This is a genomic window from Azonexus hydrophilus, from assembly GCF_905120355.1.
GTDB lineage: Bacteria > Pseudomonadota > Gammaproteobacteria > Burkholderiales > Rhodocyclaceae > Azonexus.
Window position 1 is genome coordinate 1 of record NZ_CAJHOB010000004.1, and the last position, 12,916, is coordinate 12,916.

The following is a 12,916-nucleotide window of genomic DNA, read 5'->3' on the forward strand; positions in this document are numbered from 1 at the left end:
ACAATCTTCAGCTATTGAAACTTCGGCGAAAAGACGGTGGTGGCCGGACGGTTACCTTTCTGGGGCTAAGTGCCCAGACTCAATAGATAATCGCTCCCAGTGAACAGCACGGCAACAAGCTGACGAAACAGTGACCGAGTTGTAATGTTCCCGTTATGGGTGCGACAGCTACCCACAGGCAAACTCCCCCTACGAGGCAATGGGCCTTGATCGTGCCGCAGGGAGAAAATCATGTCCGCACACAATTCGTTCGCAATTTTCAACACATCCCCCGACTTCCATTTGGTTTCCCAGTTGGTTGGCGTGAATCTCGATTGTTTGGAAAAGATGGTTTCCACGCAGTTTTCCCCGCTCAAGGAACTCCTTGAGCAAACTTCATCGCTGTCTCTGGATGATCCTGGGCAAAGCGGGGCATGGTGGGCTGCAGTCGGCAATTTATCCATCGAGTATTGGAAGGCATACACCCTCGACAGCATGGAGTACCAGCACCGGGTTTTGCAGGTACTAGCCCAACATTCGACAAAGTGAACTCGATGATGAGTTCGTCGGGGTCGGTGCGCTGGCAAGACTCTTCCGGCAAGGTCATTGCCTGTACGGAAAAAATCAAGGTACTCAATGAGAACCTGGATGAACTTCGCCAGATGGCCCAGGATGCACTGGAGGACGGAATTTTGATGGGGTGTTGCGAACGGCAATTGCGTGATGCGCTTGCCGACGCAATCGGGCATTTGGTGAATCCGTATTTGGCCACACTTCCTGACAACAATGTAATCAACAAGTCATCCTATTGACAGTGACAGAAGCACAAACTGAATCTGTCCATTCGATTCGGACCGTTGAAATCCCCAAAGCTCAGGAGTCAAGATCATGAAAGTTTCCTCCCTCATTGCCGCCGTTCTGTTTGCTGGCACCACGATGACCGGCGTCGTCTTCGCCGACGAAAAGGCCGCTGCGCCGAAGGCTGCCGAAGGACAGGCTGACAAGGCTGCTTCCAAGCCACATTCCCATGTCCAGGAAAAAACCGGAATGCCGCAAAGCATGCCGGATGCAAAGGCTGACAAGCCGAACGCAGCCAAGGACAAGAGCAAACATTTCCATCCGCGAGATGGAAAGTAACTGCCCAGTAAAGGCCTCGGAATCGAGGCCTCGGCATTTCAGTCATGGATATCCACAAACCGGCAGAGCACGGCGATCGATGTGTATGTCGCACGCTGGCGCTTGCGGTCGGCAGTGACCCGAAGCTGCTGACCTACAACTATTGTCGAACGGTGCTTCAGAAACGCTGGATCATCGAATGCAATCATGGATGCCTGGCAAAGCCGGCCGTAGCAAACAGCGATCTGAAATGGCATGGCGTCGGCCAGATTGATCCGGTGAAGGCCATCCTGATCATGAACGAGTAATCAGTGTCATAGCTGGAGCCCCTCCTATCCCACCGGCAATTCCCCCATCTACTTCTGTTCAAGGAGGGCACGAGGGACATAGTGCGTCCTCGGGGGGGGCCAACAACGGAGGGTTTTCCGAGGCCTTGAATCAGGCGATTGTTCAGCAGGCAAACAACCCAGTGGTCAGTCAGGGGTCGTCTCAGAAAACGGAAAATAAAGCACGCTAAGCCAGTTGCAGCGGTCGCAGCGGCCTGAACTTGCCCGCGCCGATCTTGGCGCTGCTGCGCCAGAGGTAATCGCCGGTCAGGTTGATGTGCTCCCAGCCAAGCGGCGACAAGTACTGCAACAGCGCGTCATCGACGCCGTGACCGTTGCCACGCAGGGCGTGCGCTGCCCGTTCCAAATAGACCGTGTTCCACAAAACGACCGCCGCCGTCACCAGGTTGAGGCCGCTGGCCCGGTAGCGCTGCTGCTCGAAGCTGCGGTCGCGGATTTCACCCAGGCGGTTGAAGAACACAGCGCGGGCCAGTGCATTGCGCGCTTCGCCCTTGTTCAGTCCGGCGTGGACACGGCGGCGCAGTTCCACGCTTTGCAACCAGTCGAGAATGAATAGCGTGCGCTCGATGCGGCCCAGCTCGCGCAGGGCCATGGCCAGGCCGTTCTGGCGCGGGTAGCTGCCGAGCTTCCTGAGCATCAACGAGGCCGTCACCGTGCCCTGCTTGATCGAGGTGGCCAGCCGCAGGATTTCGTCCCAATGGGCGCTGACGTGCTTGATATTGAGCGTGCCGCCGATCATCGGCTTGAGCGCGTCATAGGCGGTTTCGCCCTTGGGAATGTAGAGCTTGGTATCCCCAAGGTCGCGGATGCGCGGCGCGAAACGGAAGCCCAGCAGGTGCATCAGGGCGAAGACGTGATCGGTGAAGCCCGCCGTGTCGGTGTAGTGCTCCTCGATGCGCAGGTCGGACTCGTGGTACAACAGACCGTCGAGCACGTAGGTCGAATCGCGCACGCCGACATTGACCACCTTGGTGTGAAACGGCGCGTACTGGTCGGAGATGTGGGTGTAGAAAGTCCGCCCTGGGCTGCTGCCGTACTTCGGGTTGATGTGCCCGGTGCTTTCGGCCTTGTTGCCGGTTCTAAAATTCTGTCCGTCCGATGATGAAGTGGTGCCGTCGCCCCAGTGCTCGGCGAAGGGATGCCGGAACTGGGCATTGACCAGCTCGGCCAGCGCCGCCGAATACGTTTCGTCGCGGATGTGCCAGGCTTGCAGCCAGGCGAGCTTGGCGTAGGTCGTGCCGGGGCAGGACTCGGCCATCTTGGTCAGACCCAGGTTGATCGCGTCGGCCAGGATGGTGGTCAGCAGCAAGTTCTTGTCCTTGGCCAGGTCGCCCGATTTCAGGTGCGAGAAGTGGCGGGTGAAGCCCGTCCACTCATCGACTTCGAGCAAAAGTTCGGTGATCTTGACGTGCGGCAGGATCATCGCCGTCTGGTCGATCAGCGCTTGCGCGGTGTCGGGCACTGCTGCATCGAGCGGTGTGATCTTCAAGCCGGACTCGGTGATGATGGCGTCGGGCAGGTCGTTGGCCGCCGCCATGCGGTTGACCGTGGCAAGCTGCGCCTTCAGCAGTTCCAGGCGCTCACTCAAGTACTGTTCGCAATCGGTGGCCACGGCCAGCGGCAATTCACTGGCCTGCTTGAGGCTGGCGAACTTCTCGGGCGGCACCAGGTAGTCCTCGAAGTCCTTGAACTGGCGCGAGCCCTGCACCCAGATGTCGCCCGAGCGCAGCGAGTTCTTCAACTCCGACAGCGCGCATAGCTCGTAGTAACGCCGGTCGATGCCGCCGTCGGTCATCACCAGCTTCTGCCAGCGCGGCTTGATGAAGTCGGTTGGCGCATCGGCGAGCACCTTGCGGGCATTGTCGGTGTTCATGCGGCGCAGCACTTCGATGGCGTCGAGCACGTCCTTGGCAGCGGGCGCGGCCCGCAGCTTGAGCACGTCGAGGAATTCCGGCGCGTAGCGGCGCAACGTGGCGTAGCTCTCGCCGATGCGGTGCAGGAAATCGAAGTCCTCGGGCTGCGCGAGTTTCTGCGCCTCGGTGACGCTCTCGGCGAAAGCGTCCCAGGACATAACGGCCTCGATGGCGGCAAACGGGTCGCGGCCCGATTGCTTGGCGTCGATCAGCGCCTGGCCGATGCGCCCGTACAGGCGCACCTTGGCGTTGATGGCTTTGCCCGATGCCTGGAACTGCTGCTGATGCTTGTTTTTGGCGGCGTTGAACAGCTTGCCCAGGATGCGGTCGTGCAGGTCGATAATTTCGTCGGTAACAGTAGCCATGCCCTCGATGGCCAGCGCCACGAGGGTGGCGTAGCGCCGCTGCGGCTCGAACTTGGCCAGGTCGGCAGGCGTCATCTGGCCGCCCTCGCGGGCGATCTTGAGCAGCCGGTTCTGGTGCACCAGCCGCTCGATGCCAACAGGCAAGTCGAGCGCCTGCCAGGCTTTGAGGCGTTCGATGTGTTCGAGCATGTGGCGCGAGTTCGGTTTTGCAGGCGACTGGCGCAGCCAGGCCAGCCAGGTCGTCTTGCCGTTGTCACGGCGTTTCAGCAGCTCGTCAAGGCGATGCCGGTGGCTGTTCGACAACGGCTCGGACAGGGCTTCGTAGATGCGCCGGTTGGCGCGGGTGATCGCCTCGGAGCTGACGCGCTCGATGGCATTGAGCGCAGGCAGAATGATGGACTGCCGCCGCAGATGTTCGATCAAAGCATCAGCCAGCACGACGCCCTTGTCGGTCTGCATGGCCAGCTCGGTCAGCGTGTGTACGGCCTGCCGGTAGTGGCTCATGGTGAAAGGCTGGAAGCCGAACACGGTTTGCAGCTCGACCAGGTGCTCGCGCCGGGTCTGCTCCCGCTGCCCATAATCGTCCCAGCTTTCGATGCCGACCTTGAGTTGGTTGGCGACCAGTTTCAACAACGGCGGGAACGGCGGTTGATCGACGCCAAGGATGATGCCGGGAAAGCGCAGGTAGCAAAGCTGTACGGCGAAACCCAGCCGGTTGGCTGGGTTTCGTCGCTGCCGGATGACGGAGAGGTCGGTATCGCTGAACGTGTAATGTCGGATCAGGTCGTCCTTGGAGTCCGGCAACGCCAGCAGGCTTTCCCGCTCGGCGGCGGATAGAATCGAACGACGCGGCATGCTTAGGATTCCCGCAGATATTGGTACAAGGTTTCCCGGCTGATCCCGAACTCGCGGGCGAGCTTCGCTTTCTGCTCGCCGGCGGCGGCTCGCCGGCGCAGTTCGGCCACCCGCTCCGGCGACAGCGCCTTCTTGCGACCCCGGTAGACCCCGCGCTGCTTGGCGAGCGCGATGCCCTCACGCTGCCGCTCGCGGATCAAGGCGCGCTCGAACTCGGCAAACGCGCCCATCACCGACAGCATCAGGTTCGCCATTGGCGAGTCCTCGCCGGTGAAGGCCAGGCTTTCCTTGACGAACTCGATGCGCACGCCGCGCTGGGTCAGCTTTTGTACGAGGCGGCGTAGGTCATCAAGGTTGCGCGCCAGCCGATCCATGCTGTGCACCACCACGGTGTCACCCTCGCGCACGAAGGTCAGCAGCGAATCGAGTTCAGGCCGCTGGGTGTCCTTGCCCGACGCCTTGTCGGTGAACACCCTGCCGACTTCGACATGCTCCAATTGCCGTTCCGGGTTCTGGTCGAAGCTGCTGACCCGGACGTAGCCAATGCGTTGACCCTGCAAGATGCCTCCAAACACGAAAGTGTCAGGAAGAAGTCTATGACCTTTCGCCGAGAGTGTCAATAAATGAGAAAGCTAACTCTATTCTGACGCTTCAGGGTAGTCTATCCTGACATCATGATAGGGTATAGCTCAACCTGACGCCGCGATCAGGCAGAGCGCACCAAGTGAAATCGCCACATCGGCGAGATCGAACGCAGGCCAGTGTGCACCTTGCCAATGAAAATCGAGGAAATCAACTACCACACCCCGCACCATTCGCTCAGCTGCGTTGCCGATGGCCCCGGCCAGGAAGCTGAACGCCACGCCGGAGTTCAGCACATGCACAAGATTGAAGAATGCGGCGTGACCTCCAGACGCGTGCCGAGCGGCATCAAGGCTGCCACGCAGAACTTGACCATCTGGTCGAATAGCGCTATCAACCCCGAGAGCAATAGCCATCGGGACCACTGCGGTGGTCGTTGGGAATGATCGGCCATGGTTTAATCAAAGAGGTCCTTCCAGAAGCTCTTCCGGTGCCCCGGTTGTCGTGGGTCATCACAGTTGTCGCCGGAACGACCCCAGGCATGCCCACTGGATGGCGCAGGGGCTTGCCGCGCAACCATCGGCTCCTGGGTCGCCCGCTCGATGATCTTGTCGAGTTCGCCTCGGTCAAGCCATACCCCACGGCACTGCGGACAATAGTCGATTTCGACACCCTGGCGTTCCGCCATGACGAGTTGCACATCTTTACATACTGGACAATGCATGATGATCTCCTTGCCGTTTTTCAGTGTAGTGACGGGGCTTAACGGTTGCCCCGCTGCTGGTGCGATGCCGTATTCCGTTCACCCAGCCAAAGAAAAAAACCGCCCGGCCACTTCCTCAGTAACCGCAAGGCATTGCCGACCACCAGCAAGCTGGCGCCCATATCAGCGAACACCGCATTGATTTGCCTCGGGCTTGACTAGCTTGGTCTGATACAAGCTGGCGGTGATCAGGCAGACCGCGCCTGCGGAAATGACCACGTCGGCCAAGTTGAATGCGGGCCAGTGCGCGCCTTGCCAATGGAAGTCGAGAAAGTCCACGACCTGCCCGCGCAACAGGCGATCAGCGACGTTTCCAAGCGCACCGCCGAGGATCAGGCTGTATCCCAGTGCTTCAAGGCGTGGTAACCGCTGTTTCAGTATGCGCACCAGCCAAGCCGAGACCGCCAAACCAAGGGCTATGAAGAAATAGCGCTGCCAACCGCCCGCGCCTGCCAGAAAGCTGAATGCAGCCCCCGGATTCAGCACATGGACGAAATTGAAGAATGGCGTGACTTCGACCTGTTCGCCATAGGCATACGTGCGAACGATGGCGAGCTTTGCGAGCTGATCGGCGATGAAGGCGCAAGCAGCCACTACATACCAGACCAAGGCCGACGTGTGGCGAGCCGTCTGCCATGCGGGAGCAACAAGCGGTATCAGCCGTCCGGCCAGGACGGTGCTGCCCAATCCTAGGCACAAGCCCGCCAGCACATCAGCCGGGAAGTGCATTCCAGCAGCAATGCGCGACCATCCAACCAAGACGGCATAAAGCACCAAGCCGACGCGGCCAGGGCGACCCATCAAAGGCCAAAGCGCGCCGATAACTAACGCCGAATAGGTAGCATGCCCGCTGGGCAGGCTGTAGTGCCGCTCGCTCTCGCCGATGACACGCACCAGCTCGCCGAAAACGGCGGGCGGGCGCGGGAAGTCGAGCCACAGCTTCAAGACAGTGGCGGCCAGCAAGGCCAGCAGGAAAGCGGCACCAAAAACAATGAGCCGATGCCGAACTGCATCAGCGCAGCCTGGATTGGCTGCTGACTTCGACCACCACCACAGACCTAGCAGCATCAAGGGCGCTGTCCAGTAATTGCCCACGAGGCTGAAAAACCACGCCAGCGGCCCCAGCGTGGCAGGCGTCCCCGCATTGATGGCCTGGAACAACGCGACGTTCAGACCATACCAGTCATAGAGAATGAATTTCCAGCTCATCGGCGCAACAACCTCAAGCCGTTGCCCACGACAAGCAAGCTGGCTCCCATGTCGGCAAACACGGCCATCCACATCGTCGCGTGACCAGTGAAGGTGAGTACCAGAAACACCGCTTTGATGCCCAGTGCCAGCACGATGTTTTGCATCAACACCTGAGCCGTCGCACGCGACAGGCGCACGAAAGTCGGAATCTTGCGCAGGTCATCGTCCATCAGGGCCACGTCCGCCGTCTCGATGGCGGTGTCGGTGCCTGCGGCCCCCATTGCAAATCCGATGTCAGCACGTGCCAACGCTGGGGCATCGTTGATACCGTCGCCCACCATGCCGATCTTGCCAGTCTGCGCCAGTTGTTCGACCTCGCGTAGTTTGTCCTGTGGCAGCAAGTTGCCCTGCGCACGATCGATCCCGGCTTGCGTGGCAATTGTCTGGGCCGTGTGCGGGTTGTCGCCGGTCAACATCATGGTGCTGATGCCGAGTGCATGCAGCTCGCCGATGGCGCTCCTGCTGCTGTCCTTGATGGTGTCTGCTACCGCGATCAGGGCTAGCGCACCCTTTGTACTCACCAGCGTCACGACAGTTTTGCCTTCACGCTCTATCGTAGCGATGCGCTGCTCCAATTCAGGTGGACAATGCCCCAGCTCTTCGAGCATCCGATGGTTGCCAAGGTGATAGGTCACACCGTCAATACTGCCGCGCACGCCCCGACCTGGCAGTGCAGCGAACTCGGCCACGTCGTGCAGCGCAACCCCTTCGACATGCGCTGCCTGCGCCACGGCTTTGGACACGGGATGGTCAGAGCGAGCCGCGAGACTGGCGGCAATGCTCCGGCTGCTGGCAGGTGGCGCATCGCCCCACGCTACGAAATCGGTTTGCGCAGGTTTGCCGTGCGTGATCGTGCCCGTCTTGTCCAGTGCCAACCAGCGCAGCTTGCGGCCTTCCTCCAGATAGACGCCACCCTTGATAAGAATGCCGTGGCGTGCAGCAGCGGCCAAGCCGCTAACGATGCTGACTGGTGTGGAGATTACCAGCGCGCACGGGCAGGCGACGACCAGCAAAACCAGCGAGCGGTAAATCCAGTCCAGCCACGCCGCGCCCAAGAACAGCGGGGGAATCAGCGCGACCGCGACCGCCAAACCGAAAACGGCTGGCGTGTACCAGCGCGCAAACTGATCGACAAAGCGTTGGGTGGGTGCTCGGCTGCCTTGGGCGGCTTCCACGGCGTGAATAATGCGGGCCAAGGTAGAGTTGCTGGCCACAGCCGTAACGCGATACTCGAATGAGCCGGATTCGTTGATAGTGGCTGCAAACACTGGATCACCAGGCGCCTTGTCAACCGGCAAACTTTCGCCAGTGATCGGCGCTTGGTTGACCGTAGAGCGTCCTTCCAGCACTTCGCCATCGAGGGCGATACGCTCACCTGGCTTGACCCGAACCCGGCTGCCGATGGCGACCTGTTTGGCGTCCACTTCATGCCACGAGCCATCCGACTGCTGCACCGTGGCTTGTTCCGGGGCAAGATCGAGCAGGCTACGAATGGCGTTGCGGGCACGGTCCAGCGACTTGGCTTCGATCACTTCGGCCAGTGCAAACAGCACCATCACCATCGCCGCTTCTGGCCAGTGACCGATCAACATCGCGCCCGTGACGGCTATTGACATCAGGGCGTTCATGTTGAGGTTGCGGTTCTTGAGCGCAATCCAGCCCTTCTTGTAGGTGGAGAGGCCGCCCGTGAAGATGGCTACGAGTGCCAGAACGACGACTGACCAGTGGTTGCCGTTGTGCAGCCAGTAGATGGCTTCCGCAGCCAATGCAGCCGCCAAGGAGATGCCAAGGGGCCACCAGTTGGTAGACGCGACCGGCGATTCTGCCGACGAGGAGCTGGCTTCCCCCGCATTGAGCACTTGCGCCTCGAAGTTCAGGGATTTCAGCGCGACCAATACCTCCGGTAGCGTATGGGGCGCATGACGCACGGACAGGGTGCGCTGCATCAGGTTGAAATCAAGATTGGCAACCCCGCCTATGCTGGCCAGCTTGTTGCGGATCAGCGCTTCTTCGGTTGGACAATCCATCTTGGCGATGACCAGCTTGGTCGTCTGCTCGCCAGAAGCTTTATCCATGCGTTCGGCCTGCATGCCGATGGCCTTTAACGCTTTCTCAACCGAAGACAACGATGGTAGTTCGTGCCGCACGGCCAAGGTGCGCTGCATGAGGTTGAAGTCAAGCCCGACCACGCCCGGCAGCTCGCCCAGCTTGCTTCGGATCAGCGCTTCTTCCGTGGGGCAGTCCATGTTCTCGATACGGTAGACCACTTGGGCCGATTCCGCCGTTAGCTGGGCTAGCGCAGTGGGCTGGCTGATCGGTACGGCCGAGCAGCCGCACCCCTTCGAACCGCAATCGCTCATGGCAATTCCTTTACGTAGATTTCATGTATTGTTCATTAAAGACTCTATAGCTGCTATAGAGTCAAGTTTTAAATGAGGATGAGATATGGAAATCAGGATTGGTGAACTTGCCAAGCGGACAAGGTGCGAGATCGTCACCATCCGCTACTACGAGAAGGAGGGGTTATTGCCAAAGCCAGCGCGCAGCGACGGCAACTTCCGGCTCTACGGTGATGCCCACGTCGAGCGCTTGCAGTTCATCCGCCATTGCCGTTCTCTCGACATGACGCTGGGAGAAATCCGGGCATTGCTGGGACTGCGAGACAACCCCAATCAGGATTGCGGCGAGGTCAATGCGCTACTGGATGGCCATATCCAGCAGGTGGAGGCCCGCGTGAAAGCGTTGTTGCAGTTGAAGAAACACTTGGTCGTTTTGCGCGAGAGGTGCTCAGGTGCTCGCCAAGTGGATGCGTGCGGCATCCTGCAAGGGCTGACGGATTGCGCTTGTCATCCAATTTCTACCCCCGGTTTACCTGTAGCTTGATCTGCCCAACCGCATGATTGAGCTTAGCGTGCTTTATTTTCCGTTTTCTGAGGCGACCCCAAAATGAAAACGGCTCCCAAAGGAGCCGCCGAATTCGAGTGATGCGGGAAATTAACCGCGATGGTATTTGTGCAGCAATTCGTCAACACGCCAGATTTCGTTTCCGTTCATGATGATTTTTTTGCCGTCCTTGGTTTCCATCACATGGCCAGATTCCATATAGGTTGCGCGACCATATTTGTCTTCCATACCCATCTTGCCGTCTTTGAAAATATAAACAGTCGAACCGTCCTTCAACTCAATGGACTTCTCGACTTGAGAAGCATCAACTGCGTAGGCGGTAACACCCAGGGAACTCAGGGCCACGATTGCGAGCATCTTCTTGAACATTTTCATCTCCTCATGAATAGGTGCTGTTGTACTGCGATATCAATATTAAGGATTCGATCCTGACAATTTGCCAACGGCTGGGTGACAATTGCATCACCTAGCCGTCAGGTTGATCAGCCGCCCTGATAGGCAGGGTTTTCGGTCACGTAGACGGTGATGCCGTCGGCTCCCGATATGATCTTGGAAAGTGGAAACGGCGCGGTCCCCAGCGTGTCGAAGGTCCAGACGACGCTCTTGCCAGCGACGTTGATCTTGATGGTCTCCAGACGCGTGACGTTCAGATATTTGCTACCGCTGGACAGAGTGACCTCTCGGTCGGCGTTTTTCGTGGCCGTGTAACCAAACGAAGCCAGTTGATTTGCCGTCGGTGCGCTCTTGGTTTCTGAAACGTGGCTCAGCCAATGGTTGGTGCCGGCCTCGGAATAATCCTCGTGAGCGTAGCTCGTTCCAGCTGCAGCGAGGCTGATCGCAGCGATCAGGGCTAATTGGGAAAATTTCGTTTTCATGGTTCTCTCCTTGTGACATCGGGTTAATCGTGTCGGACTCATTTCGTCCAACCGTGATGTCATCTTAGGAGTCCGATACCAACAGGACGCTGACCCCCGCGTTACATTTTTGAAAGCTTTTCGCCGGAAATGGTCAGGGAGAGAGGTGCCCGTCGCTTTCGCACCAACGTTACTTGGTTTTTCTGTCGAAGCAGAGTTTGTTAGATATAAATGCTGCCGTTCCTCGCTTCTGCTTACTGCGCGGCAGGTAACCAGCAGTTTGCTGACCGAAGAGTGAAGTGATTCGAACGGCCGGATTGGCCGAGGTGCGGTAGCACGACCATCGCTCTGAACGGCCGCTCGACTCAGTAACCTGCCGTTGCTATGCGCGCCACACGAAAGCCCGGATTGGGTCGGGGGCACGTATTCACCAGAACAAGAATCGGCCGATCAAGGCTGTCAGAGTCTGAACGGCGGCTTACTGCCACATTGCAGCCCGACATACTAGTGGCAGGTGAATGACTGGATTAGCGGGGTTATACGACTTAGCCGTACGGACAGCAATACGCTATCCACCCCGCATCGGTGATGAATAGTAAGTAGTCTGCCCACAGAAGCTGTTCATAACTCTGTGGAGAAGCCAGCTTTGGGTCGCCTCGACTACGGAAGACTCGTTGAAACCCTTGCCCTGCCTAAAAAGCAATCAATTGAAAGGGTAATAGTAGTATTACTATTGCAGCGGCGGTTTGCGGTCTCTATTTAAATCGGCAATCCGAACAAATAGTAGTTAATTTATTACCGAGTTGAAGCTGTGGATAAGTCTGTGCACACCCCGTGGGCAGGTGGCGTAAGTTGCTGCCTGGGCAGGCTGTTTTTGCCACTGCCTGTTTTTCAGGCAGTGGCCTCCCCCGCATCTGCCGCCGCGAGCAATCGTTCGCATTCCTGCATCAGTTGCCGGGAAAACTCGGAGTCGTGACGTGGGTCGAGTGCTTCCATCATGTCGTGGGCAGCGTACAGTCCGGCTTCGCGGGTGAGCGTGGCAGCCAGATGGCGGGCCAGGGTGGCAGCGAGTTCGGCCAGTTGCCGCCGCCGTTGTTCCGGGAGCGTGGTTTGTCGTCGTTGCAGCCAGTCGGCCATTTCCCGTACCTGCTGGCCGATGCTGGGCCAGCTACCGTGCTCGTACCAGGCGTGCAGTTGCTGTGCGGCACTGGCAAAAATCAGGGCAACGGCCAGACCTCGCGCTGAGGGTGTGGTATTTGCAGGGGGAAAGGGGAGCATTGTCGGCGTGGGGCTGTCACAGAAGCTGCCAATTTTCGCATGCCGGCGGCTGCAGCCTGTCAGCGGGCTTACTTGCCGCGCAGGAAATCGGGCGAAATGACGGTACGCAGCACGGTCTGCGGTTCGCCTTCGCGGACGCGCCGTGCCAGCCACCAGAGCGAACCTTTCTTGATCGACCAGTCTGCTTCTTGCCCCCCGAGCAGGAGCGAGGCCAGCCGCCCCAGCCCGGGTTGATGGCCGATCAGCAATACCGAGCCACGGGCGGGGGGCCAGCCGATGGTGGCAAGCATGTCCGGGGTGCCACTTTCCGGACCGACGCCTGCTTCGACCTGAAATGGCAGGCCGAGGGCTTCCGCCGTCTGGCAGGTGCGCACGGTCGGGCTGGCGATGATGCGCAACTGGCGGGGCAGGTGTTGCGTCAGCCAGGCGGCGACGCTTGCTGCCTGTTTCCTGCCGCGTTCGGTCAGGGGGCGGGAATAATCGTCTGCACCATCCTCTGCCTCGGCGTGGCGCCACAGCAATAAATCCATGTCTCACTCCTGAAGAAGGCCGGCATGCTAGCAAGCCTTCATTACTGGCATGTTGCAGGGGCTTCTGTGTCAATTGTGCGTTCTGATTTGTAATCTGGGCAAAAAAGCCGCTGCTAGAAACTCAATCTGGAGCCTGGAGTCAGGTGCGCAATGACGGATGAAACCGTTTTGCCCGCCCT

At 59.1% G+C, this 12,916-nt stretch carries 15 protein-coding genes; 5 read left to right on the plus strand and 10 right to left on the minus strand.

Annotated elements, in window-relative coordinates; all coding sequences use genetic code 11:
* Positions 1 to 231: 231 nt before the first annotated feature.
* From JYJ39_RS03810 to JYJ39_RS03825, 4 genes are all read left to right on the plus strand, one after another.
* Positions 232 to 528 (plus strand): hypothetical protein, encoded by a 297-nt coding sequence (locus tag JYJ39_RS03810; protein WP_027458825.1) that lies wholly within the window; start codon positions 232 to 234, stop codon positions 526 to 528.
* Between the two features lie 5 nt (positions 529 to 533).
* Positions 534 to 791: a hypothetical protein gene (locus tag JYJ39_RS03815; RefSeq protein ID WP_153150894.1), complete on the plus strand. Its 258-nt coding sequence runs from the start codon at positions 534 to 536 to the stop codon at positions 789 to 791.
* Positions 792 to 867: 76 nt separating this feature from the next.
* Positions 868 to 1,116 (plus strand): hypothetical protein, encoded by a 249-nt coding sequence (locus JYJ39_RS03820; protein ID WP_027458824.1) that lies wholly within the window; start codon positions 868 to 870, stop codon positions 1,114 to 1,116.
* A 44-nt stretch (positions 1,117 to 1,160) separates the two neighbouring features.
* On the plus strand, positions 1,161 to 1,403 hold the full coding sequence (locus JYJ39_RS03825; RefSeq protein ID WP_027458823.1) for a hypothetical protein: 243 nt from the start codon (positions 1,161 to 1,163) through the stop codon (positions 1,401 to 1,403).
* A 205-nt stretch (positions 1,404 to 1,608) separates the two neighbouring features.
* On the opposite strand, the gene JYJ39_RS03830 is transcribed toward JYJ39_RS03825, so the two are convergent.
* The 6 genes from JYJ39_RS03830 to JYJ39_RS03855 all read right to left on the minus strand — a co-directional run bounded on the left by JYJ39_RS03830 (position 1,609) and on the right by JYJ39_RS03855 (position 9,531).
* The gene (locus tag JYJ39_RS03830) at positions 1,609 to 4,575 is read right to left on the minus strand and encodes a Tn3 family transposase (protein ID WP_205202204.1); all 2,967 of its coding nucleotides are present in this window, start codon (positions 4,573 to 4,575) and stop codon (positions 1,609 to 1,611) included.
* A 2-nt stretch (positions 4,576 to 4,577) separates the two neighbouring features.
* Complete coding sequence (locus tag JYJ39_RS03835; RefSeq protein ID WP_205202205.1) at positions 4,578 to 5,135, minus strand: recombinase family protein; 558 nt, start codon at positions 5,133 to 5,135, stop codon at positions 4,578 to 4,580.
* A 129-nt stretch (positions 5,136 to 5,264) separates the two neighbouring features.
* Positions 5,265 to 5,573: a signal peptidase II gene (locus JYJ39_RS03840; protein ID WP_240189531.1), complete on the minus strand. Its 309-nt coding sequence runs from the start codon at positions 5,571 to 5,573 to the stop codon at positions 5,265 to 5,267.
* 41 nt (positions 5,574 to 5,614) lie between these two features.
* A complete protein-coding gene (locus tag JYJ39_RS03845) occupies positions 5,615 to 5,881 on the minus strand; it encodes a zf-TFIIB domain-containing protein (RefSeq protein WP_205202206.1) in 267 nt (88 codons plus the stop codon).
* A 162-nt stretch (positions 5,882 to 6,043) separates the two neighbouring features.
* Positions 6,044 to 7,129: a signal peptidase II gene (gene lspA, locus JYJ39_RS03850; protein WP_220787989.1), complete on the minus strand. Its 1,086-nt coding sequence runs from the start codon at positions 7,127 to 7,129 to the stop codon at positions 6,044 to 6,046.
* A complete protein-coding gene (locus tag JYJ39_RS03855; protein WP_205202208.1) occupies positions 7,126 to 9,531 on the minus strand; it encodes a heavy metal translocating P-type ATPase in 2,406 nt (801 codons plus the stop codon). Before JYJ39_RS03855 ends, lspA begins: the two co-directional genes overlap by 4 nt.
* An 85-nt stretch (positions 9,532 to 9,616) precedes the next feature.
* Between JYJ39_RS03855 and cadR the strand changes: the two genes are divergently transcribed.
* Positions 9,617 to 10,054, plus strand: a complete 438-nt coding sequence (gene cadR / locus JYJ39_RS03860) for a Cd(II)/Pb(II)-responsive transcriptional regulator (protein WP_205202209.1) — start codon at positions 9,617 to 9,619, stop codon at positions 10,052 to 10,054.
* Positions 10,055 to 10,165: 111 nt separating this feature from the next.
* On the opposite strand, the gene copK is transcribed toward cadR, so the two are convergent.
* From copK to JYJ39_RS03880, 4 genes are all read right to left on the minus strand, one after another.
* On the minus strand, positions 10,166 to 10,444 hold the full coding sequence (copK, locus tag JYJ39_RS03865; RefSeq protein WP_027458813.1) for a periplasmic Cu(I)/Cu(II)-binding protein CopK: 279 nt from the start codon (positions 10,442 to 10,444) through the stop codon (positions 10,166 to 10,168).
* Between the two features lie 113 nt (positions 10,445 to 10,557).
* The gene (locus tag JYJ39_RS03870; RefSeq protein WP_027458812.1) at positions 10,558 to 10,950 is read right to left on the minus strand and encodes a CzcE family metal-binding protein; all 393 of its coding nucleotides are present in this window, start codon (positions 10,948 to 10,950) and stop codon (positions 10,558 to 10,560) included.
* A gap of 870 nt (positions 10,951 to 11,820) precedes the next feature.
* A complete protein-coding gene (locus JYJ39_RS03875) occupies positions 11,821 to 12,207 on the minus strand; it encodes a hypothetical protein (protein ID WP_205202210.1) in 387 nt (128 codons plus the stop codon).
* Between the two features lie 68 nt (positions 12,208 to 12,275).
* Positions 12,276 to 12,737 (minus strand): SixA phosphatase family protein, encoded by a 462-nt coding sequence (locus JYJ39_RS03880; protein WP_205202211.1) that lies wholly within the window; start codon positions 12,735 to 12,737, stop codon positions 12,276 to 12,278.
* Between the last annotated feature and the right edge of the window lie 179 nt (positions 12,738 to 12,916).

Bases quoted from the DNA above. Each gene is read 5' to 3' on its own strand.
- JYJ39_RS03810 (WP_027458825.1), top strand. From the start codon at position 232: ATGTCCGCACACAATTCGTTCGCAATTTTCAACACATCCCCCGACTTC.
- JYJ39_RS03815 (WP_153150894.1), top strand. From the start codon at position 534: ATGATGAGTTCGTCGGGGTCGGTGCGCTGGCAAGACTCTTCCGGCAAG.
- JYJ39_RS03820 (WP_027458824.1), top strand. From the start codon at position 868: ATGAAAGTTTCCTCCCTCATTGCCGCCGTTCTGTTTGCTGGCACCACG.
- JYJ39_RS03825 (WP_027458823.1), top strand. From the start codon at position 1,161: ATGGATATCCACAAACCGGCAGAGCACGGCGATCGATGTGTATGTCGC.
- JYJ39_RS03830 (WP_205202204.1), bottom strand. From the start codon at position 4,575: ATGCCGCGTCGTTCGATTCTATCCGCCGCCGAGCGGGAAAGCCTGCTG.
- JYJ39_RS03840 (WP_240189531.1), bottom strand. From the start codon at position 5,573: ATGGCTATTGCTCTCGGGGTTGATAGCGCTATTCGACCAGATGGTCAA.
- JYJ39_RS03845 (WP_205202206.1), bottom strand. From the start codon at position 5,881: ATGCATTGTCCAGTATGTAAAGATGTGCAACTCGTCATGGCGGAACGC.
- lspA (WP_220787989.1), bottom strand. From the start codon at position 7,129: ATGAGCTGGAAATTCATTCTCTATGACTGGTATGGTCTGAACGTCGCG.
- JYJ39_RS03855 (WP_205202208.1), bottom strand. From the start codon at position 9,531: ATGAGCGATTGCGGTTCGAAGGGGTGCGGCTGCTCGGCCGTACCGATC.
- cadR (WP_205202209.1), top strand. From the start codon at position 9,617: ATGGAAATCAGGATTGGTGAACTTGCCAAGCGGACAAGGTGCGAGATC.
- copK (WP_027458813.1), bottom strand. From the start codon at position 10,444: ATGTTCAAGAAGATGCTCGCAATCGTGGCCCTGAGTTCCCTGGGTGTT.
- JYJ39_RS03870 (WP_027458812.1), bottom strand. From the start codon at position 10,950: ATGAAAACGAAATTTTCCCAATTAGCCCTGATCGCTGCGATCAGCCTC.
- JYJ39_RS03875 (WP_205202210.1), bottom strand. From the start codon at position 12,207: ATGCTCCCCTTTCCCCCTGCAAATACCACACCCTCAGCGCGAGGTCTG.
- JYJ39_RS03880 (WP_205202211.1), bottom strand. From the start codon at position 12,737: ATGGATTTATTGCTGTGGCGCCACGCCGAGGCAGAGGATGGTGCAGAC.